Here is a 16,041-nt window from a genome sequence, read left to right as displayed (position 1 = left end):
CCTGGCAGACACAACCTGATAAGGATCTGAACCGCACCCCAGCCTTTTCAGGGCTAGCTTTTTTCATGACTGCAATCATGGAGGAGGCTCATCAATGTCCAATTCACCCGCTTCACACCGCCTAAGGATCGGCCGCTATGCCGAACCTGATCGCATTTATTTGCTCACTTCCAATACTTGCCAGAGAAAACCGTTTTTCAGAGATTTTGCTTTGGGCAGGTTAGTGGCCAATCAGTTTGTCTGCGCGCAGAAACAGGGTCATGTGAACTCTCTGGCTTGGGTGGTTATGCCCGATCACTTTCACTGGCTCGTTGAACTGAAGAGGGGATCGCTCGGTGAATTGATGCAACGAACTAAATCATTCAGTACCAAAGCCGTGAACCAGTCCAATGGCGGAAAAATCAATCTTTGGCAAAAGGGGTTTTATGACCAGGCTCTGCGCCGAGAAGATGACTTGGTGAAAATGGCACGGTATGTCGTGGCTAACCCATTGCGGGCTGGACTGGTGGAAAAGCTGTCTGACTATCCGTTGTGGGATGCCATTTGGGCTCAAGCCAAAATCGAGTCGCCTTCATCGCTAGCAGGCTAGCTCCCACAGGAGAGTTTGCGGATACAGGAGAGTGGGAGCTAGCCTGCTAGCGATGAGGTCGCCGGAGTCTTCAGTCCGGCTCGCAGCCCTTGAGCACCAACCGGATGATGGTTTGTGCTGCCGCTTCATAGTCGGCTTCGTCGAGCTTGTCCTTGCCGGTGACGGCGGAGATTTGCCAGTCGAAGTCGGCGTAGGTCTGGGTTGCGGCCCAGATGCTGAACATCAGGTGGTTGGGGTCGATCGGGGCGATCTGGCCGCGGTCGATCCAGGTCTGGATGCAGTCGATGTTGTGCTTGGCCTGGCCGTTGAGCTGCTCGACCAGGTCGGCGCTCAGGTGCGGGGCGCCGTGCATGATTTCGCTGGCGAACACCTTGGAGGCGAAGGGCAGGTCGCGGGAGATGCGGATCTTCGAGCGGATGTAACCGCTCAGCACTTCGCTCGGTACGCCGTCCGGGTTGAACGGAGTCGAGGCCTGCAGGATCGGCACGATGATACTTTCCAGCACCTCGCGGTAGAGGTTTTCCTTGGACTTGAAGTAGTAATAGACGTTGGGCTTGGGCAGTCCTGCCTTGGCGGCGATGTCGCTGGTTTTGGTGGCAGCGAAGCCCTTGTCGGCAAACTCTTCACTGGCTGCACGCAGGATCAGTTCTTTGTTGCGCTCGCGGATTGTGCTCATAAACCCGGTGGTTCCTTGCCTGTTCTGGCGGTTGCGCATGGTAGCACCGGCCTCGCGCGGCGCTCAACAATGCCCCGTGTGGCCTGCAGTCGCGGTATGCTGCGCGGCATTATTCACATAAGGAAACAAGATTCATGGCAGGAAGCAGTTTGCTGGTGCTGATCGACGACATCGCTACCGTTCTGGACGACGTTGCGTTGATGACCAAAATGGCTGCCAAGAAGACCGCCGGTGTGCTCGGCGACGACTTGGCGCTCAATGCCCAGCAGGTCTCCGGCGTACGTGCGGAGCGGGAAATTCCCGTCGTTTGGGCGGTGGCCAAGGGTTCTTTCGTCAACAAATTGATCCTGGTGCCGTCGGCGCTGGCGATCAGTGCGTTCGTGCCGTGGCTGGTGACGCCGCTGTTGATGGTCGGTGGCGCCTACCTGTGTTTCGAAGGTTTCGAAAAACTCGCGCACAAGTTCCTGCACAGCAAGGCTGAAGACGAAGCCGAGCACGCCCAGTTGGTTGAAGCCGTGGCTGATCCGGCAACCGATCTGGTGGCGTACGAGAAGGACAAGATCAAAGGCGCGATCCGCACCGACTTCATCCTTTCTGCGGAAATCATCGCCATCACCCTCGGCACCGTGGCCGATGCTTCGCTGACTCAGCAAGTGATCGTGATGTCGGGCATCGCCATTGTCATGACCGTGGGCGTTTACGGTCTGGTGGCCGGCATCGTCAAACTCGATGACCTCGGCCTGTGGCTGACTCAGAAGCCTGGGCAGATGGCCAAAAGTATCGGCAACGGCATCCTGCGTGCGGCGCCGTACATGATGAAAAGCCTGTCGGTGATCGGCACCGCAGCGATGTTCCTGGTCGGTGGCGGCATCCTGACCCACGGCGTACCGGTGGTGCATCACTGGATCGAAAGCGTCGGCGCAGCGGCCGGTGGCGCCGGGTTTGTGGTGCCGATGCTGTTGAACGGCGTGGCGGGGATCATCGCGGGTGCGGTGGTGCTGGCGGGCGTGTCCGTGATCGGCAAAGTCTGGAAAGCCCTGAAAGGCTAAATCCTGAGGCAAACAAAAAGGCCATTCGACTCGCATCGAATGGCCTTTTTTGTGGCCGGCGTTTTTACTCGGCGATCTGCAACTTGCGCGACTCGGTGTAGACGTAGCGCACCTTTTCGTACTCGAACGGTGAGTTCAGCTGACCGTAGCGGAAGCTGGTCTGGTAACGCTTGTCGACGCCACGCAGTACCCACACTTCCGGGTGGTTGGAGCTGACTTCCGAGACATTGAGGAAGTTGATCGCGGACTCGGCGGTGTAGTCCACAGCCAGGCCTGCGGTGTCGCGCAGGTTCGACGGGCCGAGAATCGGCAGCACGAAGTAAGCACCGCCCGGTACGCCGTAGAAGCCCAGGGTCTGGCCGAAGTCTTCGTTCTGACGTGGCAGGCCCATGGCGGTGGCCGGATCCCAGAGCCCGGCGATGCCGATGGTGGTGTTGAGCAGCAGGCGCGCAGTGGTCTCCATCGAGCGCTTGCCCTTGAACTGCAACAGGCTGTTGACCAGGTTCGGTACGTCGCCAATGTTGTTGAAGAAGTTGCTCACGCCGGTGCGCACGAAGCTCGGGGTGATGTAGCGGTAGCCATCGACCACCGGCAGGAACACCCATTGGTCGAAGCGGTAGTTGAAGTGGTAGACGCGGCGGTTCCACTCTTCCAGCGGGTCATAGACGTTCAGCGCGCTGAGGGTCGAGCGCTCGAATTCGCGCTGATCCAGCCCCGGGTTGAACTTGAGTTTGGACAGCGGCTCCTTGAAGCCGTCGCTGTCGATGACCACCGGTGCATTGGCTTTGCTGTTGTCGGCCTGGGCCATACCTGCACTGAGGAGCGCTGCAATCAGCAGGAGATATTTAGCCACGGAAGAACTCCAGCATGGCGTCGCTGTTGACGCGGTAGTTAAGGTTGCCGCAATGGCCGCCCAGCGGGTAAACGGTCAGGCGATCGCCGAAAGTCCGGCGCAGGAAACCGAGGTCGCCCGGGCCGAGGATCACGTCGTCGGCGTTGTGCATGACGGCGATTTTCGGGCTGTCGTGCAGGTAATCCTTCAATGCGTACAGGCTCACCTGATCGATCAGTTGCAGCAGGCTGCCGCCGTCGGTGCGGGCGCGCCACATCGGGATCACCTGTTCGGTGAGGTAGCAGTCGAAGTCGCATTGCAGCGCACGCTTGAGGAACGGTGTGAGGCTGGTGCCTTCGGTGATCGGGAATTTCGGCGGGGTGATCAGGCCGCGGCGGTTGATCAGGTCCGAAGTGAACGCGATATCCGCCGCCGAGAAGCGGAACGAAGTGCCGATCAGCATCGCCATCTGCTCGTTGCTCAGGTGCTGCTTGGACTGCTGGAAGTCGTAGAGCAGTGCATCGTTGAGGTCGATGTAGCCTTTTTGCTGGAAGTAGCGGGTCAGTTTGCTCAGCACCAGTTCATAGAAGGTGGTGCTGTTGTTGATGCCCTTGACCTCGGTCTGCACCAGCTTGTCGAGGTTGGTGATCGAGGTGTAGAGGTTGACCGGCGGATTGAGCAGCAGGACTTTCTTGAAGTTGAAGCTGCGACGGGTTTCATCCAGATGGGCAACGAACGCTGCGTCCAGTGCGCCGAGGCTGTAACCGCTGAGGTAATAGTCGGTGACCGGCAGTTTCGGGTTCTGCGCCCGCACGGCCTGCATCACCCGGTACATGTCTTCGGCGTCTTCCTTGGTCACACCGGGGGTGGCGAAGCGCGAGGCGGCGCTCATGAAGTCGAAGCTGGTCGGCGATGACAGCTGCACCACGTGGTAGCCGGCCTTGTAATAAAGCTTCTTCAGGTATTCGTTGAGCGTGCTGTCGTAGCGCGCGCCGGTGCCGGCGATCAGGAAGATCAGCGGCGCGGCCTTGTCCTGGGTGGCGATGCGGTAAGTGAGTTTTTTCACCGGCCAGAAATTGTCCGGCAGGATGAATTCGCGCTCGGGGCGCAGAGTGACGCTGCGATCGGTCTGATCGATGTCGTCGTCCAGTGGCAGTTCAGGGCGCAAGTCCGGCGGCGTGGTGGCGATGGTCGCCTCGAACGGGTTGGTCAGGGGATAGCCATAGCTGGCGGCGTCGATATCCACCGCCAGCGCGGACGCACTCAGAATAAGGCCGCCAAACAGGGCGGCGAAGCGCAAGGAACGGAGCATGACTAGATCCCTTAGAGGAAGGTGCCGAATGAGGTTCGCAGGCTATGACCACCGGGTTTGCGCCAAAGTGCCATGCCACGGCACCAAACTGACGGAATTCGGAGTAATAGTAGCCGGACGATACACTTTGCACGGAATGAATGACCAGTTAAGAGTTGTTAGCCCTTGCGTATGCGCGGCGGCAGATTAAGCTGGCCGCCGATTTCATCGATTGGAGTGTTCCATGTCCCGCCGCTTGCCCGTGATTCTGTTGCTCGTTCTGTTGCCGTTGTGGCTGGCCGCCAGTTATGGCGCGCGTTATGGCTTCATGGAGGACGCGCAGTGGGTGGGCATCTGCGTGGATGAGGCGAGCCGTTGGGAATGTTCGGTGCGCTCGAACCTGGGCCTGATGATTCATTTCCAGATGCTGGGCTGGGCGGCGATCGCGGCTGCGGTGATCGGTTTTGTCGTGCCGGGACGGGCAGGGTGGTGGCTGGCGGTGCTGGCGCTGGTGTTCGGGTTGCCGGCGCTGGCGTTGTACAACACGACACTGGCGGTGTTTGCGGTGGTGATTGCCGGGTTGCGACTGGTCCGGGAATCCCGCGAGGCCTGATCGTCAGTCATCGCGGGCATTCCCTGTGAATCAGCCCTTGCGAACCCGCAGGCAGCGCCAAAGTGCAGCCACCATCAGCACGCTGACCAGCGCCCAGCCCCACGCCTGCTGATTCTGCAGTCCTTCACGGAACAACTGCGGCGCAATGCCGGCGCCGATGATGAAGGTCAGCAGCGCGATCTCCCGCCGGGCCACGGGCACCGGGCGGCACAGGTAAACCAGCGCCGGCAGGATGAACGCCACGCTCGGAAAACTGCGATAGCGCGGATCGAACACCAACTCGAGCATCATCACCGCAGCGGCGAAACCCGCTGCCGCGACCAGCCAGCCGGCCCGTCGCTCGAAAGCGTTGAACGCCCGTTCACGCCAGCCATTGCGGGCGCTCAAGCTCAGCGCGGCATGGGCCAGCACCAACAGATTCAGAGCCGTCAGCAACCCGACCCACAGCCATTCGCTGGCAAACCGCGTGGTCACCCGTGCCAGATCACCCCAGGCGCCGATCGAACAGGCGGCGAGGGCGCCGAGCAGCGGCAGGATCAGTGCCGAACGCGTCGTACGAACCCAACCGCCCAGCAGCAATGTTCCGAGGAAAATCAGCCCGCCGACGGCCAGCCACTGCGACCAGTACGGCACGTTCGACACCGGACCGGCCAGCACGCCCTTGTCCTGGCGATCGGCATCGAACAGCCCCCAGTAACCGCCGACCGCGCCTTCGCTGCCGCGCTTCCACGGCTGGTCGAACGCTTCGATCAGGTTGTAACGCCAGCCTTCCTGCTCGGCGAGGGTGACAAAACCACGAATGAACTTGGCCTCGTTGACCCGGCTCGGCAGCGCGGTCTCACGCTGGCGGCCTTCGCTCGGCCAGCCGGTTTCGCCAATCATCACGTCCTTGGGCGCGAATTTGTTGCCGAACACCTGACGCACTTCCGCCACATGATGCAGCGCGGCGTCGATGTTCGACGGATCGTCTTCCCAGTACGGCAGCAAGTGAATGGTCAGGAAATCCACCGCCGGCGCGACTTCCGGGTGCTTGAGCCAGAACTCCCAGACATCGGCGTAGGTCACCGGCTGCTTGATGTGGCTCTTGACCTTGTTGATCAGCTTCACCAGCTGGGTCGCGGTGACCTCTTTGCGCAGCAAGGCCTCGTTGCCGACGATTACGGCGCTGACCACGTCCGGGTTGGCATTGGCCGAAGCGATCAGCAGATCGACTTCTTTCTCGGTGTCCACCGGATTGCTGTTGACCCACGCGCCGATCATCAACTTCAAGCCGTGCTTGCGCGCCAGATCTGGCAGCGCTTCGAGGCCGGTCATGGAGTAGGTGCGGATGCATTCGAAGCGGGTGGCGAGCAGGGCGAGGTCGGCGTCCATGCGCTCCGGGCGCAGTTTGAACGGCACGTCGAACGGCGACTGGTCTTTGTCGAACGGGGTGTAGGAGGCGCATTGCAGTTTGTGGGTCGGGGTGGCGACGTCCGGCAGGATCACCGGTTTGCCGAGGCCGTACCAGAAGCCGCACAGGGCAAACAGCCCGAGCAGGCAGGCGAACACATAAGGAAGAAAGGGGAAGCGGGAAGTCGCGGACATGGTCAGGCCGAGTGGCTGCAAAGCGACGCATGTTACCTGCATTTATAAGCAGGTTGGTGGCCCGCACGATTTTGACATGCAAAGTTCGGGCGGATTGTCTGGCGCCAAATATCCGGAGGCAGTTAATGGCTTTCTGATGTCGTTTCTCGTTGCTTCGAGGTCGCTGGCAGAGCAGGTCTTATCGGGCGTCAGGTTGATGATCGAAACCGTCAGTACCCTTATTGATAATCCGGCTGATGTACTAACGAGTTTGCGGTCAGGCGTGATGGGGGCGCTGTGCACCATAACAATACGTTGACGATGCCCGGCATCCGTCGGGCGCAGCATTTCGGGGAAGTAACGATGAAGATGCGACGACTTTTAGGCGCAGGTGCCGCTCTGGTGCTTGCGATGGGCTCCACACTCGCCAGTGCTGAAACCAAGACCCTGAACATCGGTTACGTTGACGGCTGGTCCGACAGCGTCGCGACCACCCACGTGGCGGCCGAAGTGATCAAGCAGAAACTCGGCTACGACGTGAAACTGCAAGCCGTCGCCACCGGCATCATGTGGCAGGGCGTTGCCACCGGCAAACTCGACGCCATGCTCTCGGCCTGGCTGCCCGTGACCCACGGCGACTACTGGACCAAGAACAAGGATCAGGTCGTTGATTACGGCCCGAACTTCAAGGACGCGAAAATCGGTCTGATCGTGCCGGAGTACGTCAAGGCCAAGACCATCGAAGACCTGAAAACCGACGACTCCTTCAAGAAACGCATCGTCGGCATCGACGCCGGTTCAGGCGTGATGCTCAAGACCGATCAGGCGATCAAGGATTACGACCTGACCGGCTATCAACTCAAGGCCAGTTCCGGCGCCGGCATGATTGCCGAGCTGACCCGCGCCGAGAAGAAAAACGAATCCATCGCCGTCACCGGCTGGGTGCCGCACTGGATGTTCGCCAAGTGGAAACTGCGCTTCCTCGACGACCCGAAAGGCGTGTACGGCGCGGCTGAAACCGTGAACAGCATCGGCAGCAAGGAGCTGGCGACCAAGGCGCCGGAAGTGGCCAAGTTCCTGAAGAACTTCCAATGGGCTTCGAAAGACGAAATCGGCGAAGTCATGCTGGCGATTCAGGACGGTGCAAAACCTGACGCAGCGGCCAAGGATTGGGTTTCCAAGCACCCGGAACGTGTTGCCGACTGGACCAAGTGATTTAAGCCGAAGCGTCTAATCTGCGCTTCCCAGGGCCGCCCGACATCACAGTCGGGCGGCCTTTTTTGTTTGCCCACTATTAATAAGTAGCGTTGGCCGTTTTCGGCTTGTCTGGAAATTGGCAAAAACGTCATGGCGTTCTACTACTAAGGTCGTCTGGAACCCGGCTCGCAGCCGCATACAGTGGATATGTTCCAAAAATAAAAATCTGTGCTGCGAGGATAAAAACAATGAACGACAGCATTTACCTCTCTATTCAGAACAGCCCGCGCTTCAAGGAGCTGGTCAAGAAAAGGGAAAGGTTCGCCTGGATACTCTCGGCGATCATGCTCGGGCTCTACTCCGGCTTCATCCTTCTGATCGCGTACGGGCCGCAAGTGCTCGGCACGAAAATCAGTCCCGAATCGTCCATCACCTGGGGCATTCCGATCGGTGTCGGGCTGATTATCTCGGCCTTCATCCTGACCGGCATTTACGTGCGCCGCGCCAATGGCGAGTTCGACGACCTGAACAACGCGATTCTCAAGGAGGCTCAGCAATGATCCGGCGTCTACTGGCTCTTTTGAGCATCGCAGCATTTGCTCCGGCCGTCTGGGCCGCTGACGCCCTGACCGGCGAAGTCCACAAACAACCACTCAACGTTTCCGCGATCGTCATGTTCGTGGCGTTCGTTGGCGCGACCCTGTGCATCACTTACTGGGCGTCCAAGCGCAACAACTCGGCCGCCGACTACTATGCAGCGGGCGGCAAGATCACCGGTTTCCAGAACGGTCTGGCGATCGCCGGTGACTACATGTCGGCGGCGTCCTTCCTGGGTATTTCCGCGCTGGTGTTCACCTCCGGCTACGACGGCCTGATCTACTCGATCGGCTTCCTGGTGGGCTGGCCGATCATTCTGTTCCTGATCGCCGAGCGCCTGCGCAACCTGGGTAAATACACCTTTGCCGACGTGGCGTCCTACCGCCTCGGGCAAACCCAGATCCGCACCCTTTCTGCCTGCGGTTCGCTGGTGGTGGTGGCGTTCTACCTGATCGCGCAAATGGTTGGCGCCGGCAAGCTGATCCAGCTGCTGTTCGGTCTCGACTACCACGTTGCGGTGATTCTGGTCGGTATCCTGATGTGCATGTACGTGCTGTTCGGCGGCATGCTGGCGACCACCTGGGTGCAGATCATCAAGGCGGTACTGTTGCTGTCCGGTGCCTCGTTCATGGCACTGATGGTGATGAAGCACGTCAACTTCGACTTCAACACCCTGTTCTCCGAAGCCATCAAGGTTCACGCCAAGGGCGAAGCGATCATGAGCCCGGGCGGTCTGGTAAAAGATCCGATCTCGGCGTTCTCCCTGGGTCTGGCGCTGATGTTCGGTACCGCCGGCCTGCCGCACATCCTGATGCGCTTCTTCACCGTTAGCGACGCGAAAGAAGCCCGTAAGAGCGTGCTGTACGCGACCGGTTTCATTGGCTACTTCTACATCCTGACCTTCATCATCGGCTTCGGCGCGATCCTGCTGGTCAGCACCAACCCGGCCTTCAAAGATGCGGCGGGCGCTCTGCTCGGCGGCAACAACATGGCGGCGGTGCACCTGGCCAACGCCGTGGGCGGCAGCGTGTTCCTCGGCTTCATCTCGGCGGTGGCGTTCGCGACCATTCTGGCGGTAGTGGCCGGCCTGACCCTGGCCGGTGCTTCGGCGGTGTCTCACGACCTGTACGCCAGTGTGATCAAGAAGGGCAAGGCCAACGAGAAGGATGAAATCCGCGTTTCGAAGATCACCACCATCGCACTGGGCGTTCTGGCCATCGGCCTGGGCATCCTGTTCGAAAGCCAGAACATTGCGTTCATGGTTGGCCTGGCGTTCTCCATCGCGGCGAGCTGCAACTTCCCGGTGTTGCTGCTTTCGATGTACTGGAAGAAGCTGACCACCCGTGGCGCCATGATTGGCGGCTGGCTGGGTCTGGTGAGTGCGGTGGGGCTGATGATTCTTGGCCCGACCATCTGGGTGCAGATTCTGCATCATGAGAAGGCGATTTTCCCTTACGAGTATCCTGCGTTGTTCTCGATGATCATTGCGTTTATCGGGATCTGGTTCTTCTCGGTTACCGACAAGTCGGCGGCGGCTGAGAACGAGCGTGCGGCGTTCTTCCCGCAGTTTGTGCGTTCGCAGACTGGGTTGGGGGCTAGTGGGGCGGTTTCGCACTGAGGCTTTGTAGGTTGAGTTGAATGGAAAATGCCCTGGTCGAGAGATTGGGGCGTTTTTTTTGTGGGCGGTTATCGGGCTTTCTTTGGGGTGGTTTTGGTTTGTGTGTATATCCGTTGCTGCGGTAACGGCTTCTTGGGGTTCCGCCCTTACGGCGGGTCACTTTTGGCAAACGCCCCAAAAGTAACCAAAAAGTCTCTAACCCTGACGTACGGCCCCTCGCTGAGGCTCGGGGTTCCTTCGCTCCGGGATCGATCCGGGGGCATCGCCTACGGTTTGCTTCGCTGCACCTCCTCTCGATGCATGCGGCTGCGCCGCACGGTCGCTGCGCTCCCACCCCCGGATCAATCCCTCCACTCAGCCTGCCGACGGGCCCTGCGATCAAAAGCGGTACTCGAGCTAACGCTCATCGTGGTGAGTGGTGAAGGGCGGGTGTTTGGCTTTTGTTTTGTGGTGGATTCACCCCTCACCCCAGCCCTCTCCCCGAGGAGAGGGAGCCGATTTTTGTGCTATTCAAAGTCTGAGTTCGACGCGGTATCGCACGTCGGCGAACCTCTCCCAAACCACTCGATCAGTTCCCTCTCCCTTCGGGAGAGGGCTAGGGGGGCTCTTGATCTGGCTTTTGCTCTGGCTTTTGATCTCCAGCCCCTTCGGCAGGCCGAGCGGAGGTGTCCATCAGGGGGTAGGCGCGCAGCGCCGTGCGGCGAAGCCGCATACATCGAGAGGAGGTGCAGCGAAGCAAACCGTAGGCGATGCCCCCTGATGGACACCGTAGCGAGGGAACACTGAGCCTAAGCGAAGTGCCGTACGCCGGGGCGTAGACTTTTTGGTTACTTTTGAGGCGTTTGTCAAAAGTGACTCGCTGTAAGAGCGAAACCGCCAGCGGCAGCACCCGAAGCAACGGATCTGCCCCCAATAAAAAAACCACAAAAAAACGGCCCCCATTCTCATGGAGGCCGTTCCCGGTACAACGCTAAGACGCTATCGCAAGAAAGCTCTTATTTGCGGTCTTCCAATTTGGTGATATCCCGCGACTCATAACCCGTGTAAAGCTGGCGCGGACGGCCAATCTTGTACGGGCTGGAGAGCATTTCCTTCCAGTGCGAAATCCAGCCGACAGTACGTGCCAGGGCGAAAATCACAGTGAACATGCTGGTCGGAATGCCGATCGCCTTGAGGATGATCCCCGAGTAGAAGTCGACGTTCGGGTACAGCGAGCGCTCGATGAAGTACGGATCGGTCAGGGCGATCTCTTCCAGGCGCATGGCCAGTTCGAGTTGCGGATCGTTCTGGATACCCAGTTCCTTCAACACTTCGTCGCAGGTCTGCTTCATGACAGTCGCGCGAGGGTCGCGGTTCTTGTAGACGCGGTGACCGAAGCCCATCAGCTTGAACGGATCGTTCTTGTCCTTGGCCTTGGCGATGAACTTGTCGATGTTCGAAACATCGCCGATTTCATCGAGCATGGTCAGCACGGCTTCGTTCGCACCGCCGTGGGCAGGGCCCCACAGTGCGGCGATGCCGGCGGCGATACAGGCAAACGGGTTGGCACCCGAAGAGCCTGCCAGACGCACGGTGGAGGTCGAAGCGTTCTGCTCGTGGTCGGCGTGGAGGATGAAGATCCGGTCCATGGCCTTGGCGAGTACCGGGCTGATCGGTTTGATCTCGCACGGGGTGTTGAACATCATGTGCAGGAAGTTTTCCGCGTACGACAGGTCGTTGCGCGGGTACATCATGGGTTGGCCCATGGAGTACTTGTAAACCATCGCGGCCAGGGTCGGCATCTTGGCAACCAGGCGGATCGCGGAGATTTCGCGATGCTGCGGGTTATTGATGTCGAGGGAGTCGTGGTAGAAGGCCGAGAGGGCGCCGACTACACCACACATGACGGCCATCGGGTGGGCGTCACGGCGGAAGCCGTTGAAGAAGGTTTTCAGCTGCTCGTGAACCATGGTGTGGTTCTTCACGGTGCCGACGAACTGGGCCTTTTGCTCTGCAGTCGGCAGTTCGCCGTTCAGCAGCAGGTAGCAGGTTTCCAGGTAGTCCGACTTTTCAGCCAGCTGTTCGATCGGGTATCCGCGGTGCAGCAGGATGCCGTTGTCGCCGTCGATATAGGTGATCTTCGATTCGCAGGAAGCGGTCGACATGAAACCGGGGTCGAAAGTGAAGCGGCCCGTGGCCGTCAGGCCCCGAACATCGATAACATCGGGACCAACGGTGCCGGTTAAAATGGGCAGCTCGACGGGGGCTGCGCCCTCGATGATCAACTGCGCTTTTTTGTCAGCCATGTGGCCTCCTATTTATGCTTGAAATCATCAGACAGACCCCCCACGCAGGGCCCGCACCACTATAGTGAGATAAATTCGAATGTCAATTTGCCTAAAGTCTTGCTCCAGAAGGCTTTAACCGTACTTTTTCCTCGAAATTGCCTGCCATTTACGCCTTTTATACGACTTGTGCAATCCGCTATTGGGGGTAGGCGATTGCGTTGTCATTAGTAGCCTAACTGTCTATACTCGGCGACCGACCGCCAAGGGCTTTTGGGCTTGCTTTCATTGGGGGTCGCATCCCTGGGTGGTGGTTACCTGACCAGTGCACTCCCCAACAACTTTGCCCTGATTGTTAGGGGCTCTTCAGTGTGAAAAAAAAGCCGTGAAAAGCCAACGACCTGTAAACCTAGACCTAAGGACCATCAAACTCCCCATCACCGGCGTTACGTCGTTTCTTCACCGTGTTTCCGGCATCATCCTCTTCCTGGGCCTTGGCATCATGCTTTATGCATTGGGCAAATCCCTGGGTTCCGAGGAAGGTTATGTCGAGGTGAAGGCATGCTTGACCAGTCCGCTGGCCAAGTTCGTAGCATGGGGCCTCCTGTCCGCTCTTCTGTATCACCTGGTTGCCGGTGTGCGCCACTTGATCATGGACATGGGCATCGGTGAGACGCTGGAAGGCGGCCGCCTGGGCTCGAAACTGATCATCGCCGTTTCCGTGGTGCTGATCGTTCTGGCAGGAGTTTGGATATGGTAACCAGCGTTACAAACCTTTCGCGTTCGGGCCTCTATGACTGGATGGCACAGCGTGTGTCTGCGGTCGTTCTCGCGGCTTATTTCATCTTCCTGATCGGCTACCTCGTCGCGAACCCGGGCATTGGCTACGACCAATGGCACGGCCTGTTCGCCCACAACGGAATGCGTATCTTCAGTCTGCTGGCACTGGTTGCCCTGGGCGCTCACGCCTGGGTCGGCATGTGGACCATCGCGACCGACTACCTGACGCCAATGGCGCTGGGCAAGTCCGCGACTGCAGTACGTTTCCTTTTCCAGGCAGTATGCGGCGTCGCGATGTTCGCTTACTTCGTCTGGGGTGTGCAGATTCTCTGGGGTATCTGATTCATGGCTAACATTCCAACGATTTCTTTCGACGCCATCATTATTGGTGGCGGCGGTGCGGGCATGCGCGCAGCGCTGCAACTGGCACAGGGCGGTCACAAGACTGCCGTGATCACCAAGGTTTTCCCGACCCGTTCGCACACTGTGTCCGCACAGGGCGGCATCACCTGCGCCATCGCTTCGGCCGACCCGAACGATGACTGGCGCTGGCACATGTACGATACCGTCAAGGGTTCCGACTACATCGGTGACCAGGACGCTATCGAATACATGTGTCAGGAAGGCCCGGCTGCCGTTTTCGAGCTGGACCACATGGGTCTGCCGTTCTCGCGTACCGAGCAAGGCCGTATCTACCAGCGCCCATTCGGCGGTCAGTCGAAGGATTACGGTAAAGGCGGGCAGGCTGCCCGTACTTGCGCCGCTTCCGACCGTACCGGTCACGCACTGCTGCACACCCTTTATCAGGGCAACCTGAAAGCCGGTACCACGTTCCTGAACGAGTACTACGCTGTCGACCTGGTGAAAAACCAGGAAGGCGAATTCGTCGGTGTGATTGCAATCTGCATCGAAACCGGCGAAACCACCTACATCCGCGCCAAAGCCACCGTACTGGCTACCGGCGGTGCAGGTCGTATCTATGCGTCCACTACCAACGCCCTGATCAACACCGGTGACGGCGTCGGCATGGCTCTGCGTGCTGGCGTGCCGGTACAAGACATCGAAATGTGGCAGTTCCACCCGACCGGTATCGCCGGCGCCGGTGTACTGGTGACCGAAGGTTGCCGTGGTGAAGGTGGTTACCTGATCAACAAGCACGGCGAGCGTTTCATGGAGCGTTATGCTCCGAACGCCAAAGACCTTGCCGGTCGTGACGTTGTTGCCCGTTCGATGGTTAAAGAGATCATCGCCGGCAACGGTTGCGGTCCGAATGGCGACCACGTGATGCTCAAGCTCGACCACCTGGGCGAGGAAGTGCTGCACAGCCGTCTGCCAGGCATCTGCGAACTGTCGAAGACTTTCGCGCACGTTGACCCGGTGGTTGCTCCGGTTCCGGTTGTTCCGACTTGCCACTACATGATGGGCGGCGTTGCCACCAACATTCACGGCCAAGCGATCACCCAGGACGCCGAAGGCGTGGATCAGATCATTCCTGGTCTGTTCGCGGTAGGTGAAGTGGCTTGCGTATCGGTTCACGGTGCCAACCGTCTGGGCGGCAACTCGCTGCTCGACCTGGTGGTATTCGGCCGCGCTGCCGGCCTGCACCTGGAGAAGGCGCTGACCGACGGCATCGAATACGACGACGCTACCGAAGCCGACATCGAAGCTGCCCTGGCGCGTCTGAACGCCCTGAACAACCGTACCGACGGCGAAGACGTCGCTACCCTGCGTCGCGAGCTGCAAAGCTGCATGCAGAACTACTTCGGTGTATTCCGTACCGGCGAATACATGCAGAAAGGTATTGCCCAGCTGGCTGATCTGCGCAAGCGCATCGCGAATGTGAAGATCAACGACAAGTCGCAGGCGTTCAACACTGCACGTATCGAAGCGCTGGAACTGCAAAACCTGCTGGAAGTGGCTGAAGCTACCGCCATCGCTGCCGAAGTACGTAAAGAGTCCCGCGGCGCTCACGCCCGTGAAGACTTCGAAGACCGTGACGACGAAAACTGGCTGTGCCACACCCTGTACTTCCCGGGTGACAAGCGCGTCACCAAGCGTGCCGTGAACTTCTCGCCGAAGACTGTTCCGACTTTCGAACCTAAAGTCCGGACTTATTAAGGGTGACCGCCATGTTGCAAGTCAGTGTTTATCGTTACAACCCTGATCAGGACGCTGCGCCGTTCATGCAGGAATTCCAGGTCGATACCGGTGGTAAAGACCTGATGGTGCTGGACGTGCTGGCCCTGATCAAAGAGCAGGACGAGGGTTTCTCCTATCGTCGCTCCTGCCGTGAAGGCGTCTGCGGCTCCGACGGCATGAACATCAACGGCAAGAACGGCCTGGCGTGCATCACGCCGCTGTCCGCTGTCGTAAAAGGTAACAAGCTGATCGTTCGTCCGCTGCCAGGTTTGCCGGTTATCCGTGACCTGGTTGTCGATATGAGCATCTTCTACAAGCAATACGAGAAGGTTAAGCCATTCCTGCAGAACGACACGCCGGCTCCGGCCATCGAGCGTCTGCAGTCCCCTGAAGAGCGTGAAAAGCTCGACGGTCTGTACGAGTGCATCCTGTGCGCTTGCTGCTCGACCTCTTGCCCGTCCTTCTGGTGGAACCCGGACAAGTTCCTGGGTCCAGCTGCCCTGCTGCAAGCGTACCGCTTCCTGGCAGACAGCCGTGACACCAAGACGTCCGAGCGTCTGGCGTCCCTCGATGACCCGTTCAGCGTCTTCCGCTGCCGGGGCATCATGAACTGCGTCAACGTATGTCCGAAAGGCCTGAACCCGACTAAGGCCATCGGTCACATCCGTAACATGCTGCTTTCGAGCGGCGTGTGATTCAGCTGCTGTAACCGCTGTACCCGCAGAGGGCTTAGGCGCGGGCTTCAACCCGCGCCATGGCTATAACCAGAGCAGCAGCCATAAGCTGCGGCTCTTATTTTGAAGAAATGAGACAAGCAGGGGCATCCGGGCTGG

At 59.2% G+C, this 16,041-nt stretch carries 15 protein-coding genes; 10 read left to right on the top strand and 5 right to left on the bottom strand.

Annotation, left to right across the window (positions count from 1 at the left end; all coding sequences use genetic code 11):
- The first annotated feature begins 94 nt into the window (after positions 1-94).
- Entirely contained in the window at positions 95-589 is a 495-nt protein-coding gene (locus tag K5E37_RS14580; RefSeq protein ID WP_085605843.1) for an REP-associated tyrosine transposase, read from the top strand.
- Between the two features lie 70 nt (positions 590-659).
- On the opposite strand, the gene K5E37_RS14575 is transcribed toward K5E37_RS14580, so the two are convergent.
- Positions 660-1,265, bottom strand: a complete 606-nt coding sequence (locus K5E37_RS14575) for a TetR/AcrR family transcriptional regulator (RefSeq protein WP_007959290.1) — start codon at positions 1,263-1,265, stop codon at positions 660-662.
- A gap of 134 nt (positions 1,266-1,399) precedes the next feature.
- Between K5E37_RS14575 and K5E37_RS14570 the strand changes: the two genes are divergently transcribed.
- Positions 1,400-2,314, top strand: coding sequence for a DUF808 domain-containing protein (locus tag K5E37_RS14570; protein ID WP_007959291.1), 915 nt, complete (start codon positions 1,400-1,402; stop codon positions 2,312-2,314).
- A gap of 64 nt (positions 2,315-2,378) precedes the next feature.
- On the opposite strand, the gene K5E37_RS14565 is transcribed toward K5E37_RS14570, so the two are convergent.
- A complete protein-coding gene (locus K5E37_RS14565) occupies positions 2,379-3,167 on the bottom strand; it encodes a VacJ family lipoprotein (RefSeq protein ID WP_011333106.1) in 789 nt (262 codons plus the stop codon).
- Complete coding sequence (locus K5E37_RS14560; RefSeq protein WP_007959293.1) at positions 3,160-4,458, bottom strand: serine protein kinase PrkA; 1,299 nt, start codon at positions 4,456-4,458, stop codon at positions 3,160-3,162. The genes K5E37_RS14565 and K5E37_RS14560 overlap by 8 nt, the downstream gene beginning before the upstream one ends.
- A 223-nt stretch (positions 4,459-4,681) precedes the next feature.
- On the opposite strand from K5E37_RS14560, the gene K5E37_RS14555 reads away from it, so the two are divergent.
- Positions 4,682-5,050, top strand: a complete 369-nt coding sequence (locus K5E37_RS14555; protein ID WP_085605850.1) for a hypothetical protein — start codon at positions 4,682-4,684, stop codon at positions 5,048-5,050.
- A 30-nt stretch (positions 5,051-5,080) separates the two neighbouring features.
- Here K5E37_RS14555 and K5E37_RS14550 read toward each other — a convergent pair whose 3' ends face one another.
- Positions 5,081-6,676 (bottom strand): beta (1-6) glucans synthase, encoded by a 1,596-nt coding sequence (locus tag K5E37_RS14550; RefSeq protein WP_221534205.1) that lies wholly within the window; start codon positions 6,674-6,676, stop codon positions 5,081-5,083.
- 300 nt (positions 6,677-6,976) lie between these two features.
- Here K5E37_RS14550 and K5E37_RS14545 point away from each other — a divergent pair, with 300 nt between their 5' ends.
- From K5E37_RS14545 to K5E37_RS14535, 3 genes are all read left to right on the top strand, one after another.
- Positions 6,977-7,828 (top strand): glycine betaine ABC transporter substrate-binding protein, encoded by an 852-nt coding sequence (locus K5E37_RS14545; protein WP_221534203.1) that lies wholly within the window; start codon positions 6,977-6,979, stop codon positions 7,826-7,828.
- Positions 7,829-8,058: 230 nt separating this feature from the next.
- Positions 8,059-8,370, top strand: coding sequence for a DUF485 domain-containing protein (locus K5E37_RS14540; protein ID WP_007959307.1), 312 nt, complete (start codon positions 8,059-8,061; stop codon positions 8,368-8,370).
- Complete coding sequence (locus K5E37_RS14535; RefSeq protein ID WP_064594474.1) at positions 8,367-10,025, top strand: cation acetate symporter; 1,659 nt, start codon at positions 8,367-8,369, stop codon at positions 10,023-10,025. Before K5E37_RS14540 ends, K5E37_RS14535 begins: the two co-directional genes overlap by 4 nt.
- 995 nt (positions 10,026-11,020) lie before the next feature.
- Here the strand turns inward: K5E37_RS14535 and gltA are convergent.
- Entirely contained in the window at positions 11,021-12,310 is a 1,290-nt protein-coding gene (gene gltA / locus K5E37_RS14530; RefSeq protein WP_007959044.1) for a citrate synthase, read from the bottom strand.
- Between the two features lie 364 nt (positions 12,311-12,674).
- On the opposite strand from gltA, the gene sdhC reads away from it, so the two are divergent.
- The 4 genes from sdhC to K5E37_RS14510 are packed head-to-tail and all read left to right on the top strand — an operon-like array spanning position 12,675 to position 15,903.
- On the top strand, positions 12,675-13,049 hold the full coding sequence (sdhC, locus tag K5E37_RS14525) for a succinate dehydrogenase, cytochrome b556 subunit (RefSeq protein ID WP_011333113.1): 375 nt from the start codon (positions 12,675-12,677) through the stop codon (positions 13,047-13,049).
- On the top strand, positions 13,043-13,411 hold the full coding sequence (gene sdhD, locus K5E37_RS14520) for a succinate dehydrogenase, hydrophobic membrane anchor protein (RefSeq protein WP_007959040.1): 369 nt from the start codon (positions 13,043-13,045) through the stop codon (positions 13,409-13,411). Before sdhC ends, sdhD begins: the two co-directional genes overlap by 7 nt.
- A gap of 3 nt (positions 13,412-13,414) precedes the next feature.
- Positions 13,415-15,187 carry a succinate dehydrogenase flavoprotein subunit gene (gene sdhA, locus K5E37_RS14515; RefSeq protein ID WP_007959037.1) on the top strand — a complete coding sequence of 591 codons (1,773 nt, stop codon included), beginning with the start codon at positions 13,415-13,417 and terminating at the stop codon, positions 15,185-15,187.
- An 11-nt stretch (positions 15,188-15,198) separates the two neighbouring features.
- Complete coding sequence (locus K5E37_RS14510; RefSeq protein WP_007959035.1) at positions 15,199-15,903, top strand: succinate dehydrogenase iron-sulfur subunit; 705 nt, start codon at positions 15,199-15,201, stop codon at positions 15,901-15,903.
- Positions 15,904-16,041 lie beyond the last annotated feature (138 nt).

It is taken from the genome of Pseudomonas sp. RIT778 (assembly GCF_019718735.1).
GTDB lineage: Bacteria > Pseudomonadota > Gammaproteobacteria > Pseudomonadales > Pseudomonadaceae > Aquipseudomonas > Aquipseudomonas aphyarum.
This window is presented reverse-complemented; position numbering and strand designations above follow the sequence as displayed.

What these genes read in the sequence shown, in the direction of transcription:
- K5E37_RS14580 (WP_085605843.1), top strand. Translation starts at nt 95, where the DNA reads ATGTCCAATTCACCCGCTTCACACCGCCTAAGGATCGGCCGCTATGCC.
- K5E37_RS14575 (WP_007959290.1), bottom strand. Translation starts at nt 1,265, where the DNA reads ATGAGCACAATCCGCGAGCGCAACAAAGAACTGATCCTGCGTGCAGCC.
- K5E37_RS14570 (WP_007959291.1), top strand. Translation starts at nt 1,400, where the DNA reads ATGGCAGGAAGCAGTTTGCTGGTGCTGATCGACGACATCGCTACCGTT.
- K5E37_RS14560 (WP_007959293.1), bottom strand. Translation starts at nt 4,458, where the DNA reads ATGCTCCGTTCCTTGCGCTTCGCCGCCCTGTTTGGCGGCCTTATTCTG.
- K5E37_RS14555 (WP_085605850.1), top strand. Translation starts at nt 4,682, where the DNA reads ATGTCCCGCCGCTTGCCCGTGATTCTGTTGCTCGTTCTGTTGCCGTTG.
- K5E37_RS14550 (WP_221534205.1), bottom strand. Translation starts at nt 6,676, where the DNA reads ATGCAGGTAACATGCGTCGCTTTGCAGCCACTCGGCCTGACCATGTCC.
- K5E37_RS14545 (WP_221534203.1), top strand. Translation starts at nt 6,977, where the DNA reads ATGAAGATGCGACGACTTTTAGGCGCAGGTGCCGCTCTGGTGCTTGCG.
- K5E37_RS14540 (WP_007959307.1), top strand. Translation starts at nt 8,059, where the DNA reads ATGAACGACAGCATTTACCTCTCTATTCAGAACAGCCCGCGCTTCAAG.
- K5E37_RS14535 (WP_064594474.1), top strand. Translation starts at nt 8,367, where the DNA reads ATGATCCGGCGTCTACTGGCTCTTTTGAGCATCGCAGCATTTGCTCCG.
- gltA (WP_007959044.1), bottom strand. Translation starts at nt 12,310, where the DNA reads ATGGCTGACAAAAAAGCGCAGTTGATCATCGAGGGCGCAGCCCCCGTC.
- sdhD (WP_007959040.1), top strand. Translation starts at nt 13,043, where the DNA reads ATGGTAACCAGCGTTACAAACCTTTCGCGTTCGGGCCTCTATGACTGG.
- sdhA (WP_007959037.1), top strand. Translation starts at nt 13,415, where the DNA reads ATGGCTAACATTCCAACGATTTCTTTCGACGCCATCATTATTGGTGGC.
- K5E37_RS14510 (WP_007959035.1), top strand. Translation starts at nt 15,199, where the DNA reads ATGTTGCAAGTCAGTGTTTATCGTTACAACCCTGATCAGGACGCTGCG.